At 69.0% G+C, this 18244-nt stretch carries 9 protein-coding genes; 3 read left to right on the forward strand and 6 right to left on the reverse strand.

Annotation, left to right across the window (positions count from 1 at the left end; all coding sequences use genetic code 11):
- Window positions 1–88: 88 nt before the first annotated feature.
- The 4 genes from ACH4UM_RS30995 to ngcE form a co-directional block, all read right to left on the reverse strand.
- Window positions 89–1288, reverse strand: a complete 1200-nt coding sequence (locus ACH4UM_RS30995) for an ROK family transcriptional regulator (protein WP_398186452.1) — start codon at window positions 1286–1288, stop codon at window positions 89–91.
- Between the two features lie 208 nt (window positions 1289–1496).
- Window positions 1497–2432 carry a carbohydrate ABC transporter permease gene (locus ACH4UM_RS31000; protein WP_398186455.1) on the reverse strand — a complete coding sequence of 312 codons (936 nt, stop codon included), beginning with the start codon at window positions 2430–2432 and terminating at the stop codon, window positions 1497–1499.
- Between the two features lie 17 nt (window positions 2433–2449).
- Window positions 2450–3385: a carbohydrate ABC transporter permease gene (locus ACH4UM_RS31005; protein WP_398186458.1), complete on the reverse strand. Its 936-nt coding sequence runs from the start codon at window positions 3383–3385 to the stop codon at window positions 2450–2452.
- A gap of 127 nt (window positions 3386–3512) precedes the next feature.
- Window positions 3513–4973, reverse strand: a complete 1461-nt coding sequence (ngcE, locus tag ACH4UM_RS31010) for an N-acetylglucosamine/diacetylchitobiose ABC transporter substrate-binding protein (protein WP_398186461.1) — start codon at window positions 4971–4973, stop codon at window positions 3513–3515.
- A 467-nt stretch (window positions 4974–5440) separates the two neighbouring features.
- Here ngcE and ACH4UM_RS31015 point away from each other — a divergent pair, with 467 nt between their 5' ends.
- The gene (locus tag ACH4UM_RS31015; RefSeq protein ID WP_398186463.1) at window positions 5441–9244 is read left to right on the forward strand and encodes a GH92 family glycosyl hydrolase; all 3804 of its coding nucleotides are present in this window, start codon (window positions 5441–5443) and stop codon (window positions 9242–9244) included.
- A gap of 78 nt (window positions 9245–9322) precedes the next feature.
- Here ACH4UM_RS31015 and ACH4UM_RS31020 read toward each other — a convergent pair whose 3' ends face one another.
- Both ACH4UM_RS31020 and ACH4UM_RS31025 read right to left on the reverse strand, forming a co-directional pair.
- Window positions 9323–12607 carry a GH92 family glycosyl hydrolase gene (locus ACH4UM_RS31020; RefSeq protein ID WP_398186465.1) on the reverse strand — a complete coding sequence of 1095 codons (3285 nt, stop codon included), beginning with the start codon at window positions 12605–12607 and terminating at the stop codon, window positions 9323–9325.
- Between the two features lie 434 nt (window positions 12608–13041).
- Window positions 13042–15837: an aconitate hydratase gene (locus ACH4UM_RS31025; protein ID WP_398186468.1), complete on the reverse strand. Its 2796-nt coding sequence runs from the start codon at window positions 15835–15837 to the stop codon at window positions 13042–13044.
- Window positions 15838–16429: 592 nt separating this feature from the next.
- Here ACH4UM_RS31025 and ACH4UM_RS31030 point away from each other — a divergent pair.
- Window positions 16430–16627: a DUF4236 domain-containing protein gene (locus tag ACH4UM_RS31030; RefSeq protein WP_398186470.1), complete on the forward strand. Its 198-nt coding sequence runs from the start codon at window positions 16430–16432 to the stop codon at window positions 16625–16627.
- A gap of 64 nt (window positions 16628–16691) precedes the next feature.
- Window positions 16692–18221 (forward strand): helix-turn-helix domain-containing protein, encoded by a 1530-nt coding sequence (locus tag ACH4UM_RS31035; protein ID WP_398186473.1) that lies wholly within the window; start codon window positions 16692–16694, stop codon window positions 18219–18221.
- Window positions 18222–18244: the final 23 nt, after the last annotated feature.

Here is an 18244-nt window from a genome sequence, read left to right on the forward strand (position 1 = left end):
CGGCCGAGGTGGCTGGAAGTCAACTCGGCCACACGTGCGACGTCAAGAAGTAAATCCTTAACGAGATGGCAACGGTGCCATCCGTTCTCTAAGTGAAGGCAGGGACCGCCATGGGCAGGGTGCCGTCCAAAAGGGTCGAATCACCCATCTCGCTGAGCGCCAGGGCCAGCGCCCCCAGCACCTCCGCGCGGCCCCCAAGTGCCCCCGGAAGAACGGACAGTTGCCGCGCGGCGCTGGGGATGGCGTAGCGGCCGACGGACTCCCTGATCGGCCCGAGCACCAGCTCACCGGCCTCGGCGAGATCACCACCGAGGACCACCCGGCTCGGGTTCAGCAGGTTGCAGAGATTGGCGACTCCACTGCCGATGTGGCGACCGACGTCGGCGATCACCCGACGGCAGCCCGGGTCACCGTCCCGCGCCAGTCGTACGACGCCTTCCATCGTCAGATCGGTGCCGTGACTGGACTGGAGCAACGGGAGCACATAGCGCGCGGCCGTGAAGGTCTCCAGGCAGCCCCGGTTTCCGCAGCGGCAGACCGGGCCGGATTCGTCCAGTGTAATATGTCCGATTTCACCCGCTGTGCCGCCAGGTCCGCGGTAGATCTTCCCGTCGATGACCAGGCCGGCACCGACGCCGCTGGCGATCTTGATGTAGGCGAGGTCCTTGACCCCCCGCCCGCTGCCCCAGACCAGCTCACCGAGGGCGCCGAGGTTGGCGTCGTTGTCCACGTGCACCGGCACGCCGAGCCGCCCCCGCAGCTCCTCGGCGGGCTTGATGCCGGTCCAGCCCGGCAGGATGGCCGTGGAGCCCAGGGTGCCGGACTCCACGTCGATCGGACCGGGTACGCCGAGACCCACGCCGGCGATCTTGGACCGGTCGACCCCCGTCGCCGCGATCAGGCGGTTGACCAGCTCCTCCGCCCGGTCGAAGCCCTGGGTCGAGGAGGCGTCCACGTCCAGCGGCTCGGACTCCTCGGCCAGCACCTGGTGGGCGAGGTTCCCGATCGCGACCCGCAAATGGGTGTGCCCGAAGTCGACGCCGATCACGATGCCGGCGTCCCCGCTCAGGGACACGCTGCGGGCCCGGCGGCCGCCCGCCGAAGTGGGTGTGACCTGGACCGTTCCGCCGTCCTTCAGCTCCCGCACGATATTGGAGACCGTCGCCGCGGACAGGCCCGTGGTCCTCGCGATCTCCGCCTGCGTGAGGGATCCGGCCAGGCGCACGGCACGTACCACCCGCTCCAGGTTTGCCCGGTGCAGCGACGACTGCGACCCTGGAGTCTCCACGACGACCTCCTGAGCGCGGGGCCGCTTCGGCGAGGCCCCGTCCATGTCCAACTAGTGAACTCTAAGCTGAGCCGTTCGGGTTGCCTCCCGTCAAGAGGTTGAACCGTTTCCGGGGCCTTGGACACACTTGCGGACCCGTGGTACGCGCACGCGTACGCCGCTCCCGCCAAGCCCGGGAGCGGCGCAGTCCGCGAGACGGTCCGGTGCGCTACTTCAGCGTCGCCGAGGTCAGGCCCGCCTGCACCTGGCGCTGGAAGGACAGGTACACCACCAGCATCGGGATCATCGCGATCGTCACACCCGCGAACAGAACCGGCAGGTCAGAGGCGTAGCCCTGCTGCTGCTGAAGCTGGATCAGCCCCTGGGTGAGGACATAGCGCTCGGGGTCGTCGCCGCTCTGCGGCTGCATCAGCACCGTGGGCAGGATGAACTGGTTCCACTGCCCCAGCGTGTTGAAGATCCCCACGCTGATCAGGCCCGGCTTCGCCATCGGCAGCATCACCTGGAAGAAGGTCCGGGTGTGCGAGGCGCCGTCCAGGATGGCCGCCTCGAAGACCGCCGTGGGCAGGGTCCGGAAGAAGGCGTGCATGAAGAACACCGTGAACGGCATCGAGTAGGCGATGTAGACCAGGATCAGGCCCTGGTAGGTGTTCAGCATGTCCAGGCGTTTGACCATGAAGAACAGCGGGACCAGGGCCAGGAACACCGGGAACATCGCGCCCGCGACGAAGAAGTAGTACAGCAGCCGGTTGCCCCAGAACTGGTAGCGGGCCAGCACGTACGCGGCCATCGAGCCGAAGAGCATGGTCAGCGGCACGGAGAACACCAGCACGATGACGGTGTTCAGGAAGTAGTCGCCGATGCCCTTGTTCCAGGCACGGTGGAAGACGTCGAGGGACCAGTTGTGCGGCCAGCCGAAGGCCGAGCCGCCGATCTGGGCGTCGGTCTTGAAGGAACTGATCACCAGCCACAGCAGCGGCAGCACGATCAGCAGGGCCCACAGGGCGAGGAAGCCGTGCGAGAAGACGTTCAGGACCACGCCTTCGCCGCGGCTCTGGCCGGGGCGGTCCGCGGGCCTGCTCACCACCGGGCCGGCCGGGACGGGGCCCGGGGCGGAGGCGGTCTCCTTGAGGGGTGCGCTCATGTCGTCGTCTCTCCCGCTCAGAACTCGATGCGCTCGCGGCGGGTGGCGCGCAGCGTGACCACGGACAGGATCAGGGTGAGCAGCAGCATGACCACGCCCATCGCGCAGGCGTAGCCGCTTCTGCCGTAGTAGAGGAAGTTGCGCATCATCACCGTCGACATCACGTCGCTGTGGTGATCGGGGCCGCCGCCGTAGGCACCCATGTTCTGGGTCATGGAGGAGACCAGCACGAACATGTCCATCGCGACGATGCCCAGATAGACCCAGGCGGTCTGCACGGTGTCCCACAGCAGGGGCAGGGTGATGCGGAAGAAGGACTGGGTGCGGCTCGCGCCGTCGATCAGAGCGGCCTCGTAGACGTCCTTCGGAATGGACTGCATGGCCGCCGAGAACAGCACGAGATAGAAGCCGACGCCGTGCCAGACGACGACCAGGATCAGCGCCCAGAGCACGATGTTCGGCTCGTTCAGCCATTCCACGGGGTTGCTCGCGTCGACCAGGCCGAGTTTGATCAGGAAGCCGTTGAGCAGGCCGCCGCCGTCACTGCGGTACACCGCGTTGAACAGCACCGCGAGAATCGCCAGCGACAGCACCTGGGGGAAGAAGTAGATGATTTTGTAGAACTTGGATCCGGCGACGCCCTGCACCCCGCCGGCCCGGCTGCGGCCGCCCGCGTTCACCATGAACGCGAAGAACAGGGCGAGCAGAATGGTGATCACCGGGATGAACACCAGGAACAGGATGTTGTGCCAGATGGCCTGCAGGAAGACGTCGTCCTGGAACAGTGCCCGGTAGTTGTCCAGGCCGACGAAGTTGAAGGTCTGCGACTGGCCTTTCCAGTCGGTCAGCGAATAACCGAACGTCTGGATGTACGGCCAGATCACAAAGATCAGATAGAGCGCCACGGGAACGAAGAGAAATCCCGCGACGAACCGGTACTGCCCCTTACGCATGGCGTTTTCCTGCCCCTGGTGTTCCGGTCAGTACAAGCGCCCCGAAGGGGCGCGGGGAACCGCGCGCGACCGGCCGCGCCGGACCGGCACTCGCAGTATCCCCCGCGCCCCGCGGCGCACGGCGAAGCTAGTCGTGGTGATTCTTCTTGCTGGCCGGGTCCTTGGCCTGCTTGTCCACCGCGGCCTGACACCGCTTCAGCCACTCCTTCGGCTGAATGCGCTTGGCCATGAGCTCATTGGACGCGTTCTGAATCGCCGTGTCCATCTCGCTGTACCAGTCGGGGTAGATGTAGCGGAAGGTGTTGGAGCCGGCCGCCTTGGAGGCCTCGACCGTGGACTGGGTGCCCGGGCGCAGCTTGACGCTCGGGTCGACGCCGTCCTTGAGGATGGTCAGCGAGTTGGCCTCCTTGGCGAACAGCGTCGACCACTCCTTGGAGAGCATGTGCCGCATGAACTCCTTGGCGCCGGGCAGGTTCTTCGCCTTCGCCGGGATGATGAAGGGCTCGCCGGAGCCGGCCCGGATGGCCTCGAAGGGCATCTTGCTGCCGGCCAGCATCGGCATCGGCATGAACTTCATGTCGAAGTCCGACGGCGTCTGCTTGAGCTGCTCGTTCTCCAGCCAGGAACCGCAGGTGATGAAGGCGGCCTTGTACTGGTTCCAGCGGGTCTGCGACTCGGTGTGGGTCAGGCCGTTGGTGCCGGGCATCAACAGGCCCTTCTCCACGACCTCATAGATGGCCTCGACACCGGCCTGGGCCGCGTCGGAGCCGACGAACGCCTTCGGGTCGAGGTTGTCGATCGCCTTGACGGCGTCGATACCGCCCTTCTTGGCGATCAGGTCCATGATGGCGACGTTGATGTAGTACGGGTATTTGCCCTGGTGGGCGAGGCCCCCGATGCCCTGCTTCTTGGCGTCCTGGCAGATGGCGAGGAAGTCGTCCCAGGTCTTCGGCGCCGTCCAGCCCTTCTCCTTGAAGAGCTTGCCGGAGTACCAGAGGCCCCAGACCGTGTAGATGTAGTTGAGGGCGACGACCTTGCCCTCCTGGATGCCGGGGTCGAGGGTGCCGGGGATGAGGAGGTCGCGCACCTTCTTGCTCGAGTCGTCGATCGCCGGCGCGTCGAGCACCTCGGAGAGGTCGAGCAGCTGACCGTTCTTGTAGAGGACGTCGATCTTGATCTGCTGGGCACCCGAGTCGTCGACGACGTCCGGCGGATTGCCGGCGTTGAAGCGGGGCTGCAGCTTGCCGGTGATCTCCTGGGTGCCGGTGTGGGTGGAGGTGATGCCGAGCTTCTTGCCGAAGTCGGCCTCCCACGCCTTGGCGTAGTCGTCGCCGTAGCCGCCCTTGAAGACGACGACGTCGAGCTTGCTGCCCTTCTGTGCGCCGAAGGGGTTGGTCTTGGACGTCTTGCCCTTGGTGTTGGTGTCGTTCGAGTTGTCGCCGCCACCGCTGGCGCACGCCGACAGGAAGCTCATCGCGGGTACGGAGACCAGGCCGAGCGCGGCCGACCGCTTGATCAGATCGCGGCGGCCGAAACCCGGTGCGCCGGTGTTGCCGGAACCGTGGTTCCCGGCGGAAGTGGATCCCATGCTCAAGTCCTCGCCTTCTCCAGGACTCAGGCGGTGAACCGGATCCTCCCCGGCACCGCTGTCGGGTCAAGCTGGGTCGTGCAGGAAGTACTTCGTGCGTCATCTACCGGGATCGGTGGGAAAACAAGGAGGCTGGCGCGTTTCGCACGTCGAACCACCCTTTCCGGCTCCCCCCGGGCCCGCTTCCGGCCAGTCGAACGGATTGGCGGACGCCGACAGGTATAGTCCACTTCCCGCCAGCGGAGCAAGATCGAATGCAAGGTTGGCTGTCGGTCTTTTCCGAGTTGAGACCTCGCGGAAATATGAGCCCGCTGTGGGTTCCCTGACGGAAATATCCGTGACTTTGCGCTCGAATGCCACACCCAACGCCCTTGACACCACTGGGCACTTGACTCCCTACTGGTCCTTGCGCGCCGAAGGTGACAACGTTGTCCGGCGCGCGGGGAGACCAGGGAGGGTGCCCTCGTATGCAGCGCAGAGTTCGGCACAGATCGGGTCCGGCGGTCGTCATCACGGCCGCCTTCGTCATGGCCGTCGGCTCCCAGGGGGCGGCGGTCGCCCTGCCCGGCAAGGCACCGGCCGCCGACCGGGAGTTCGCTTCCTCGTTCGAGACCGGCGATCCGGCGCCGGACTGGCTGAACACGGTCGACACCACACCGGACGGCAGCAAGCGCGCCTCGGGTGTGGACGGCGGCTACGGCACCGGCATTCCGGGCAATGTGGACGACCACGTCACGGACCTGCGGGCGAGCGGCGAGAACACGGGCTCCGGCGAGGTGAAGGAGAACCTCGTCGACGGTGAGCCGAGCACCAAGTGGCTGACGTTCGAGCCCACCGGCTGGGTCGAGTTCGACTTCGACAAACCCGTAAAGATCACCCGATACGCCCTCACATCGGCCAACGACTCCGCCGAACGCGATCCGAAGGACTGGACGCTTCAGGGCTCCACCGACGGCAAGGACTGGAAGAGCCTCGACTCCCGCTCCGGCGAGAACTTCCCCGAACGCTTCCAGACCAAGACCTACGACCTCGCCGAGCCGGCCGAGTACCAGCACTTCCGGCTCGACGTCACGAAGAACAACGGCGCCTCGAACATACTCCAGCTCGCCGACGTGCAGTTCTCCACCGGCGACAGCGGCGGGACGGTCCCGCAGGACATGCTCTCGCTGGTGGACCGCGGCCCGAGCGGCTCGCCGACCGCCAAGGCGGGCGCCGGCTACACGGGCAAGCGGGCCCTGCGCTACGCCGGCCGGCACACGGCCAAGGGCCGGGCGTACTCGTACAACAAGATCTTCGACGTCAACGTCAAGGTCGCGCGCGACACCCGGCTCTCGTACCGCGTCTACCCGTCGATGGCCGACGGCGACCGCGACTACGACGCCACGAACGTCTCCGTCGACCTGGCCTTCACCGACGGCACGTATCTGAGCGGGCTGGGCGCGACCGACCAGCACGGCTCCGGCCTGAGCCCGCAGGGCCAGGGCGCGGCCAGGACGCTGTACGTCAACCAGTGGAACAACGTCGTGTCCAGGATCGGTTCGGTCGCGGCCGGCAAGACCGTCGACCGGATACTGCTCGCCTACGACTCCCCCGCGGGCCCGGCGAAGTTCCGCGGCTGGCTGGACGACGTGGCGATCAGGCAGGTGGCGCCCGAGAAGCCCGAGGCGCATCTGTCCGACTACGCGCTGACCACCCGTGGCACCAACTCCAGCGGCAGCTTCTCGCGGGGCAACGACTTCCCCGCCACCGCCCTCCCGCACGGCTTCAACTTCTGGACGCCGGTGACCAACGCGTCCTCGCTGAGCTGGCTGTACGAGTACGCGCGGGCGAACAACGACGACAACCTGCCCACGATCCAGGCGTTCAGCGCCAGCCACGAGCCGAGCCCCTGGATGGGCGACCGGCAGACCTTCCAGGTGATGCCGTCCGCCGCCTCCGGCACCCCCGGCACCGGACGCACCGCCCGCGCGCTCGCCTTCCGGCACGAGAACGAGACCGCGCGCCCCTACTACTACGGGGTCACGTTCGAGAACGGTCTCAAGGCGGAGATGACGCCCACCGACCACGCGGCGGTGCTCCGCTTCACCTATCCGGGCGACGACGCGAGCGTGCTGTTCGACAACGTCACCGAGCAGGCGGGCCTGACCCTGGACAAGGAGCACGGCGTCGTCACCGGCTACTCGGACGTGAAGTCCGGCCTGTCGACGGGGGCGACCCGGCTGTTCGTCTACGGCGTCTTCGACAAGCCCGTCAAGGACGGCTCCGCCACCGGCGTCAAGGGCTACCTCCGCTTCGACGCCGGCTCCGGCCACTCGGTCACCCTGCGCATGGCCACCTCCCTCATCAGCCTCGACCAGGCCAGGGACAACCTGGCCCAGGAGGTCCCGGACGGCACCTCCTTCGACACCGTGAAGGCGCGGGCCCAGCGGACCTGGGACGGACTGCTCGGCAAGGTCGAGGTCCAGGGCGCCACTCCCGACCAGCTGACCACGCTCTACTCCAGCCTGTACCGGCTCTACCTGTACCCGAACTCGGGCTTCGAGAAGGTGGGCGGCAAGGACCAGTACGCCTCCCCGTTCTCGCCGATGCCCGGCCAGGACACCCCGACGCACACCGGTGCGAAGATCGTCGACGGCAAGGTGTACGTCAACAACGGCTTCTGGGACACCTACCGGACCACCTGGCCCGCGTACTCCCTGCTGACCCCGTCCCAGGCCGGCGAGATGGTCGACGGGTTCGTGCAGCAGTACAAGGACGGCGGCTGGACCTCCCGGTGGTCCTCCCCCGGCTACGCCGACCTGATGACCGGCACCTCGTCCGACGTGGCCTTCGCCGACGCCTACGTCAAGGGCGTGCACATGGACGCGAAGGCGGCGTACGACGCGGCCCTGAAGAACGCCACCGTCGTACCCCCGGCCTCCGGCGTGGGCCGCAAGGGCATGAGCACCTCACCCTTCCTCGGCTACACCAGCACGGACACCGGAGAAGGCCTGTCGTGGGCGATGGAGGGCTACGTCAACGACTACGGCATCGCGAAGATGGGCGAGGCCCTGTACAGGAAGACGGGTCAGAGGCACTACCGGGAGGAGGCCCAGTACTTCCTCAACCGCGCCCAGGACTACGTCAGGCTCTTCGACAACAGGGCGGGCTTCTTCCAGGGCCGTGACGCCCAGGGCAACTGGCGCCTGGACCCCTCGAAGTACGATCCGCGTGTGTGGGGCTACGACTACACGGAGACGGACGGCTGGGGCTACGCCTTCACCGCCCCTCAGGACAGCCGGGGCCTGGCGAACCTGTACGGCGGCCGCAAGGGGCTCGGCGACAAGCTCGACGAGTACTTCTCCACCCCGGAGACGGCGTCCCCGGAGTTCGTCGGCTCCTACGGCGGTGTCATCCACGAGATGACCGAGGCGCGGGACGTGCGCATGGGCCAGTACGGCCACTCCAACCAGGTCGCGCACCACGTCATCTACATGTACGACGCGGCCGGGCGACCGTGGCAGGCGCAGGCGAAGGTCCGTCAGGTGCTCTCCCGGCTCTACGTCGGCAGTGAGATCGGCCAGGGCTATCACGGCGACGAGGACAACGGCGAGCAGTCGGCCTGGTACGTCTTCTCGGCGCTCGGCTTCTACCCACTGGTCATGGGCAGTGGCGAGTACACCATCGGCTCCCCGTTGTTCACCCGGGCCACGGTGCACCTGGAGAACGGCCGGGACCTGGTGATCAAGGCCCCGGGGAACAGCGCCAAGAACGTGTACGTGCAGGGCGTGCGTTTCAACGGCCGCGCGTGGAACTCGACCTCCCTCCCCCACTCCCTGCTGTCGAAGGGCGGGGTCCTGGAGTTCGACATGGGCCCGCGGCCGTCGTCGTGGGGCACGGGCAGGGACGCGGCGCCGGTGTCGATCACCAGCGACGACAAGGTGCCGAGCCCGAAGGCGGACGTGCTGAAGGGTGACGGGGCGCTGTTCGACAACACCTCGTCGACGCAGGCCACGGTGACGACGGTGGACCTGCCGGTCACCGACCCCGCCAAGGCCGTCCAGTACACCCTGACCTCGTCCGCCGACCACACCAGGGCCCCGACCGGCTGGAGCCTCGAGGCGTCCACCGACGGCACGACCTGGAAGACGGTGGACAAGCGCTCCGGCGAGTCCTTCGCCTGGGACAGGCAGACCCGCCCCTTCACGATCGCCTCTCCGGGCACGTACCAGAAGTACCGGCTGGTCCTGGACGGCGCCTCGACGCTGGCGGAGGTGGAGCTGCTGGCCTGACGCGCAGACAGCGGCCGGCACACCCGGCATGAGCAAGGGGCGGGCCCGAGGGCCCGCCCCTTCCCGCTGCTCGGCCGTCTACCTCGTCGCCAGGGTGAAGACGTGCAGGTCGGCGTTGTTCGGGAGCCTCACCGACCTGATCTGTCTGCCGGCCGGGGCCTCGTACGGCCTGGTGGCGAAGACGTACGTCGTCACCGGGTCCTTGTCGGCGCCCGCGACGTTGCGGTACGCGGTCTTGGCGACCACCTCGTTGCCGTACTGGACTGTGCCACCGCCTCCGCCGACGGTCCAGTCGGTGAAGGAGAGGTCGACGGTGTCGGTGGTGCCGTCGGTGTAGGTGACGGTGGCCCGGGTCTGCTGGTTGCCGCCCACCGCGCTGCCGACGAAGGAGAGTGCGGCCGTGGGTGCGGGCAGGGTGATCGTCCGGCCGTTCGCCGACGCGTTGTCCGGGCGGCCGTCCGGCGAGTCCGGCCAGGTGAAGGCCAGGCCGTCCACCGTGCCCCGGCCGCCGGGGGTGAGGCCGGCCGCCGCGAGGGCCTGGCGGGAGTAGCTCCAGCCGCCGCCGTCGAAATCGGCCTCGTCGTGGCCGCCCTCGTCGTCGGAGATGCCGGTGCTGTCGTAGGCGGCCAGCAGGGTGCCGGGGGCCGCGACCGTCAGGGACACGGGTTGTTCGTACGACGAGCCGCCGGACGTCACGGTGACCTTGGCGTCGTGGAAGCCCTGCCCGGTGTTCCGGCCGGCGGTGAGGGTGATCTCCTGGGAGCCGCCGGCCACCGTGCCCTCGGCCGGTGTCGCCGTGATGCCCGCCGGGGTCTCCACCTTGAAGCGCACCTGCGGGCCGGTGCCGCCGTTCAGCGACACGGCGCGGATGCCGATCGTCGTGCTGTCACCGGGCGCGAGGGTCGCCGTGGTCGGGCCGACGCCGATCTGGTACGGCTGTTCGCCCTGCCGGAAGGAGGGCGGGGCGGCGGACGGGTCGCTGCCCCAGGTGCGGTCGGGGGTGCCGGAGAGGGTGTAGTCGAGCCGGCCGCCGTCACGGACGAAGGAGGACGGGAGCCAGGGACGGTCGCTGGAGTGTCCGTTCACCTTCAGCGACTGTACGTACGGCGATCCGGCCGCCGCTCCCGTCGCGCGGATGGAGATGCCGTTCCCGTTCGGGCGGCGGATCTCGACCCGCTCGAACAGCGGTGAGGCGAGGACGAGTTCGGCGCGGGACGGGACCTGCGGGTACATGCCGAGGGCGGAGAAGACGTACCAGGACGACATGGCGCCGAGGTCGTCGTTGCCCGGGATGCCGCCCGGGCTGGTCGACCACAGCTGCCGCATGGCGGCGCGCACCGTCTCCTGTGCCTTGCAGGGGGCGCCCGCGTAGTCGTACAGGTAGGGAACGTTGATCGAGGGCTCGTTGTCGAGCTCGGACTTGGCGCCGCCGCTGCCGGTGAGGGCCCAGCTGCCGTCGGCGTTGTGGAAGAACGCGTCGAGGCGGGTGAGGGCCTTTTCGCGGCCGCCCATCGCCGCGAACAGGCCGGCCGGGTCGTGCTGGACCATCCAGGTGTACTGGGCGGCCGTGCCCTCGACGAAGCCGTTGCCGGTGTCCGGGGTGAAGCCGGTGACCCAGCTGCCGTCCGCCTTGCGGTTGGCGATGTAGCCGCCGGAGAGGTCGGCCGCGATGTTGAAGTTGTTCTGCCACCACTGGGCGCGGCGGGCGAAGGCCGCCGCGGTGTCCTTCTGCCCGGCGGCCGAGGCGAGCTGGGACAGGGAGAAGTCCGCGGTGGACATCTCCAGGGTCTCGGCGGCGCCGCCCCAGGCGTTGGAGACGGAGGGCATGTAGTGCAGCTTCAGGTACTTGTCCAGGGAGGGGCGCTGGCCGACCGACAGCACCGGCTTGCCCGCCGCCGAGCGGTCCTGCCCCGTCGGTACGGTGGCCGCCTTCACCAGGGAGGCGAGCGCGCCCTTCAGGTCGAAGCCGGTGCCGCCGAAGGCGCGGATGCCGGCCAGGGCGGTCGCCGAGGGGTCGCCGTTCATGACGTGGGTGCCGCTCGCGCCGTGCAGCCAGCGGTCCCAGGCGCCGCCGTTCTGCCGGGCGAGCTCGTACAGCGACTGTGCGATGTCGGAGCCGGTGCTCGGACTGAGCAGGGTCAGCAGTTGCACCTGGTCGCGGTAGACGTCCCAGCCGGAGAAGGTGCCGTACTGCGCCTGGTGGCCGCCGGCTACCGTGTGCACCTTGCCGTCGGCACCGCGGTATCGGCGGTCGGCGTCGCTGATGACGTTGGGGTGCAGCAGGGCGTGGTAGAGCGCGGTGTAGAAAGTGGTGCGCTCGTCGTCCGTGCCGCCGCCGACCCCGATCGCGGCCAGCCGGTCGCGCCAGGCGCGGCGGGCCGCGTCCTCGACCGAACCGAAGGAGCGCTGCGGCGGGTTCTCCGCGGCCAGGTTGGCCTCGGCGCCGGACTGGCTGACATAGGAGATGCCCACCCTGACGCCGACCGGGCCGGTGCCGGGGGCGAACTCGACGTAGCCGCCCGCGCCCTTGCCCGCGACGGGCCGCCCGCCGTTCGAGAAGCCGCCGGTCCCGCCGGTCGCGGTGGTGGACCCCGGGGTCAGCCTGTCGTCCTGCCAGGTGCCCGTCGCCTTGAAGGGGCGGTCGAAGCGGGCCGTGAAGTACAGGGTGTAGTAGGCGCGCCGGCCCTCGGGGTCGAGGTAGCCGCAGAAGTTCCCGGAGGTGACCGAGCCGGAGACGGTACGCCCGGCCGGGTCGATGGTGATCGACGAATCCGTTGAGCCAACTTCGGAGTTGGCGGTACGGATCAGCAGCGACGCGGGCTTGCCGGCCGGATAGGTGAAGCGGGCCGAGCCGGTGCGGGCCGTCGCCGTGAGGTCGGCGGTGACGCCGGAGGCGAGGCCCACCTTGTAGTGGCCTGGCTCGGCGGTCTCGTCGGTGTGGCTGAAGTCCGAGGCGTAGAGGGCGTCCTTGGTGTCGCTCGCCGGTGAGGTGGTGACCTCTCCGGCGTACGGGAAGAACGGGATGTCGCCGCTGCCGCCCGCGCAGCCGGTGCCGGACATGTGGGTCAGGCTGAAACCGCGGACACGGGTGGCGTCGTACTGGTAGCCGCCGGGGGCGGCGGTTCTGGTCGCGTCGCCCCGGGTGTTCTCCGGGCTGAAGGAGAACATGCCGAAGGGCGTGACGGCGCCGGGGAAGACGTTGCCGCCGTTCCTGGTGCCGATCAGCGGATCGACGTACGCGGTCGGGTCCTTCACCAGGGCGGCGGCCCCGGAACCCGGCGGCGCGGCGGTCGCCGCGAGGGCGGGGGAGCCGCCGGCCGCGAGCACCGCGGCCAGCAGCAGGGACATGGGACGGAAACGCATGACGCGGCCCCTCCTCCTTCGGACGGGTCGCGCACCACAGGTCGCACAAGCCGCAGGGACAGTAGCGTGCGCCGGTGGTACCACGGAAGACCGCGTAGCGGCGCGGAGGCGCGCCCTGCCACTCACACGGGTGGACTCGGCACCAAGTGGCTTGACATCGTTGTCGGTTGCGGCGGTAGAGTCATGTACAGACCATTACGACAACGTTGTCGCACCATGGTCGCCACAAGCCAGCATCGCCCGGACAGGCACCTTCCCCCCCCTCGCCTGCCCGGCTCGCGGACCCGGTGGCCTCGGCTCGGCCACCGGGTCCGCCCGGAGCGGCCGTCCGCCCCGTCCCGGCGGGCCGTTCGGCCGAACCGGCGCCCGGCCCGCACGGCGAAGGGCCGCACCCCCGTCGCCGGGGATGCGGCCCAACCGCAGCGGGAGGTCCGTTACTTGCGGATGAGGCTGCGCAGCACGTACTGCATGATGCCGCCGTTGCGGTAGTAGTCCGCCTCGCCGGGGGTGTCGATGCGGACGACCGCGTCGAACTCGACGCCGGTGTCGGTGCTGACCTTCACCGTACGCGGGGTGGTGCCCTCGTTGAGCTCGGTGACGCCGGTGATGGAGAAGGTCTCCTCGCCGGTCAGGCCGAGGGACTCGGCGTTCTGGCCCTCGGGGAACTGCAGCGGCAGAACGCCCATGCCGATCAGGTTCGAGCGGTGGATGCGCTCGTAGGACTCGGCGACGACGGCCTTGACGCCGAGCAGGGCCGTGCCCTTGGCCGCCCAGTCGCGCGACGAGCCGGAGCCGTACTCCTTGCCGGCCAGGACGACCAGCGGGATGCCCTGCTCGATGTAGTTGCGCGAGGCGTCGTAGATGAAGGAGACCGGGCCGTCCTGCTGCGTGAAGTCACGCGTGTAGCCGCCCTCGGTGCCCGGCGCGATCTGGTTGCGCAGGCGGATGTTGGCGAACGTACCGCGGATCATGACCTCGTGGTTGCCGCGGCGCGAGCCGTAGCTGTTGAAGTCGCGGCGCTCCACGCCGTGCCCGGTGAGGTACTGGCCCGCCGGGGTGTCGGCCTTGATGGCACCGGCCGGGGAGATGTGGTCGGTGGTGACCGAGTCGCCCAGCTTGGCGAGCACCCGGGCGCCGGCGATGTCGGTGACCGGGGCCGGCTCCATCTCCATGCCCTCGAAGTACGGGGGCTTGCGGACGTAGGTGGACTCGGCGTCCCACTCGAAGGTGTTGCCGGTCGGGATCGGCAGCGACTGCCACTGGGCGTCGCCGGCGAAGACGTCCCGGTAGGAGGTGGCGAACATGTCCTGGCCGATCGCGGAGGCGACGACCTCGTTGACCTCCTGCTCGGAGGGCCAGATGTCCTGCAGGTAGACCGGCTTGCCCTCGGTGTCGGTGCCGATCGGGTCCTTGGTGATGTCCACCTTCATGGAACCGGCGATGGCGTAGGCGACGACCAGCGGCGGGGACGCCAGGTAGTTCATCTTGACGTCGGGGTTGATCCGGCCCTCGAAGTTGCGGTTGCCGGACAGGACCGAGACGACGGCGAGGTCGTGGTCGTTGACGGCCTGCGACACCTCCTCGTCGAGCGGACCGGAGTTGCCGATGCAGGTGGTGCAGCCGTAGCCGACGAGGTTGAAGCCCATCTTGTCGAGGTACGGCGTGAGGCCCGCGCGGTCGAAGTAGTCCGTGACGACCTTGGAGCCCGGGGCCAGGGTGGTCTTGACCCACGGCTTGCGGGTCAGGCCCTTCTCCACGGCCTTCTTGGCGACCAGGGCGGCGCCGACCATGACGTACGGGTTCGAGGTGTTGGTGCAGGACGTGATGGCCGCCACGGTGACGGCGCCGTGGTCCAGGTCGTAACTCGTGCCGTCGGGGGCGGTGACGGTGACCGGCCTGGACGGGCCCGGGCCGGGGATCACGGCGGAGTGCTGCGGGGCGCCGGCGCCGTTCTCCTGGTGGCCGTAGGCGGGGGCGTCGCTGGCCGGGAAGGACTCGTCGGACGCCTCGTCCACCGGCGACTCGGCACCGCCCTTGGCCGGCTCGGAGACCTGGACGTAGTTGCGTACGTCGGTGTTGAACTGCTCGGCGGCCTGGGCGAGGACGATACGGTCCTGCGGGCGCTTGGGGCCGGCGATGGACGGCACGACCGTGGACAGGTCCAGCTCGAGCTTCTCGGAGAAGTCGGGCTCGGCGTTCGGGTCCAGCCAGAGGCCCTGCTCCTTGGCGTAGGCCTCGACGAGCGCGACCTGCTGGTCGGAGCGGCCGGTCAGGCGCAGGTAGTTCAGCGTCTCGTCGTCGATCGGGAAGATCGCGGCGGTGGAGCCGAACTCCGGCGACATGTTGCCGATGGTGGCGCGGTTGGCCAGTGAGGTGGCGGCCACGCCCTCGCCGTAGAACTCGACGAACTTGCCGACGACGCCGTGCGCCCGCAGCATCTCGGTGATGGTGAGTACCAGGTCGGTGGCGGTGGTGCCGGTGGGCAGCTCGCCGGTGAGCTTGAAGCCGACGACGCGCGGGATCAGCATGGAGACCGGCTGGCCGAGCATGGCGGCCTCGGCCTCGATGCCGCCGACGCCCCAGCCGAGGACGCCGAGGCCGTTGACCATGGTGGTGTGCGAGTCGGTGCCGACCAGGGTGTCGGGGTAGGCCTTGCCGTCGCGGACCATGACGACACGGGCCAGGTGCTCGATGTTCACCTGGTGGACGATGCCGGTGCCGGGCGGGACGACCTTGAACTCGTCGAAGGCGGTCTGGCCCCAGCGCAGGAACTGGTAACGCTCCTTGTTGCGGCCGTACTCCAGCTCCACGTTCTGCTTGAAGGAGTCCGGGGTGCCGAACTTGTCGGCGATGACGGAGTGGTCGATGACCAGCTCGGCCGGGGCGAGCGGGTTGATCTTCGCCGGGTCGCCGCCGAGCTCCTTGACGGCCTCGCGCATGGTGGCGAGGTCGACGACACAGGGCACCCCGGTGAAGTCCTGCATGATCACGCGGGCCGGCGTGAACTGGATCTCCTGCGACGGCTGGGCCTGGGAGTCCCAGCCGCCGAGGGCACGGATGTGGTCGGCGGTGATGTTCGCGCCGTCCTCGGTGCGGAGCAGGTTCTCCAGCAGGACCTTCAGGCTGTAAGGCAGTCGGGCCGAGCCCTCGACCTTGGCAAGCCGGAAGATCTCGTACGACTCGTCGCCCACCTGCAGCGTGCTGCGGGCGTCGAAGCTGTTCGCCGACACGACAGTCTCCTTCATTGATGTGCGCGTACCACCACGATCCTGCCGCCACGGCATCTGGGCCTGTCCGCTGAGGTAAGGCTAAGTTAGGTAACCCTTACCGATGGTGGCGGCTGCGGTGCACCTCGGCAGATATCTCGATGTCGAGATAACTCTAGTACATGGGGGCCGGATGGTCATGTGCGGCCCGGCTGCGGCGTGGGCCGCCCCAGGGGCGCGGCCCGCACGGCCGCCGAGCACCCCGGCACGAGGCAGCGCCCCGGCCCGCCCGCCCCATCGGTACGCCGCGGCGACCTCCCCGGGCGGCCCCCGCCCCCACCGAGCCGCCCACCGACCCGCCCGACGACCGCCCCACCGGCCCCACGGGCCCGCCCGGACACCCCACCGCCCCACCCGGACACCGCCCGGACACCGCCCGGACACCGCCCGGACACCGCCCGGACACCGCCCGGCCGACCGCGCCGGCAGCCGGCCCGGCGGTCAACTCCGCACGCACGCCGGGCACACCCACCCATCACCGCGCCAAGTCGGGGTATCCGAAGGAGACCTGGCAGTGACCGCGACGCACAGCACAGCGTTCGGGAGGAGGCACCGCATGCCGCTCACGTTTCGAAAGAGTTTCCGGATTCTCCCCGGAGTGCGGCTGAACATCAACAAGCGCTCCTGGTCCCTCACCACCGGCGGGAAGAACGGGCCGCGACACACCCACAGCAGCACGGGACGTAGTACGACATCTATGGATTTGCCCGGGCCTTTCGGGTGGCGTCGAACCCGTACCAGCAGGCATCACTGACGGCTCATCACCCGAATGGACCCCTCAAGAGGTGCCATCTCATATCTGAGATAACCTCAACCTCATGGCAGACGACTACCTCGTACGCATCGGCAAGCTCATCCGTGACGCCCGGCAGCACCGCGGCTGGACGCAGGCACAGCTGGCCGAGGCGCTCGGCACCAGCCAGAGCGCCGTCAATCGCATCGAGCGCGGCAACCAGAACATCAGCCTTGAGATGATCGCCCGAATCGGTGAAGCCCTCGACAGCGAGATCGTCTCGCTGGGCTACGCCGGCCCGATGCACCTGCGGGTCGTCGGCGGCCGTCGGCTGTCCGGCGCCATCGACGTGAAGACCAGCAAGAACGCGTGCGTGGCCCTGCTGTGCGCCTCGCTGCTGAACAGGGGGCGCACGGTGCTGCGCCGGGTGGCCCGGATCGAGGAGGTGTACCGCCTCCTGGAGGTGCTGGGCTCGATCGGTGTCCGCACCCGCTGGATCAACGAGGGGGTCGACCTGGAGATCGTGCCACCGGCCGACCTCGACCTGGACGCCATCGACGCCGAGGCCGCCGTCCGCACCCGCTCCATCATCATGTTCCTCGGCCCGCTGCTGCACCGCATGGACCGCTTCAAGCTGCCCTATGCGGGCGGTTGCGACCTGGGGACGCGGACCATCGAGCCGCACATGATCGCGCTGCGCCGGTTCGGGCTGGACGTGGCGGCCACCGAGGGCCAGTACCACGCCGTGGTGGACCGTTCCGTCCGCCCGGACCGCCCGATCGTACTGACCGAGCGCGGCGACACCGTGACCGAGAACGCGCTGCTCGCGGCCGCGCGGCACGACGGTGTGACCGTCATCCGCAACGCCTCGTCCAACTACATGGTCCAGGACCTGTGCTTCTTCCTGGAGGCGCTCGGTGTCAAGGTCGAGGGCATCGGCACCACCACGCTCACCGTGCACGGCGTGCCGGTCATCGACGTGGACGTGGACTACTTCCCCTCCGAGGACCCGGTGGAGGCGATGAGCCTGGTGGCCGCCGCCGTCGTCACGGAGTCGGAGCTGACGGTCCGCCGGGTGCCGATCGAGTTCCTGGAGATCGAGCTCGCGGTGCTCGAGGAGATGGGGCTCGACCACGACCGCACGCCCGAGTACTTCGCGGACAACGGCCGCACCCGGCTGGTGGACCTGACCGTGCGGCCCTCCAAGCTGGAGGCCCCGATCGACAAGATCCACCCGATGCCGTTCCCGGGCCTGAACATCGACAACGTCCCGTTCTTCGCGGCCATCGCCGCGGTCGCGCAGGGCAAGACCCTCATCCACGACTGGGTCTACGACAACCGCGCGATCTACCTGACGGACCTCAACCGCCTGGGCGGCCGTCTGCAGTTGCTGGACCCGCACCGGGTGCTCGTCGAGGGCCCGACCCGCTGGCGCGCCGCCGAGATGATGTGCCCGCCCGCCCTGCGCCCCGCCGTGGTCGTCCTGCTGGCCATGATGGCCGCCGAGGGCACGTCGGTCCTGCGCAACGTGTACGTCATCAACCGCGGCTACGAGGACCTCGCCGAGCGGCTGAACTCGATCGGGGCGCAGATCGAGATCTTCCGGGACATCTGAACCGGCCGGTGCCGCCGTGCCCT

The sequence above is a fragment of the Streptomyces sp. NPDC020801 genome (genome assembly GCF_044334385.1).
In the GTDB taxonomy this organism is placed as follows: Bacteria; Actinomycetota; Actinomycetes; order Streptomycetales; family Streptomycetaceae; genus Streptomyces.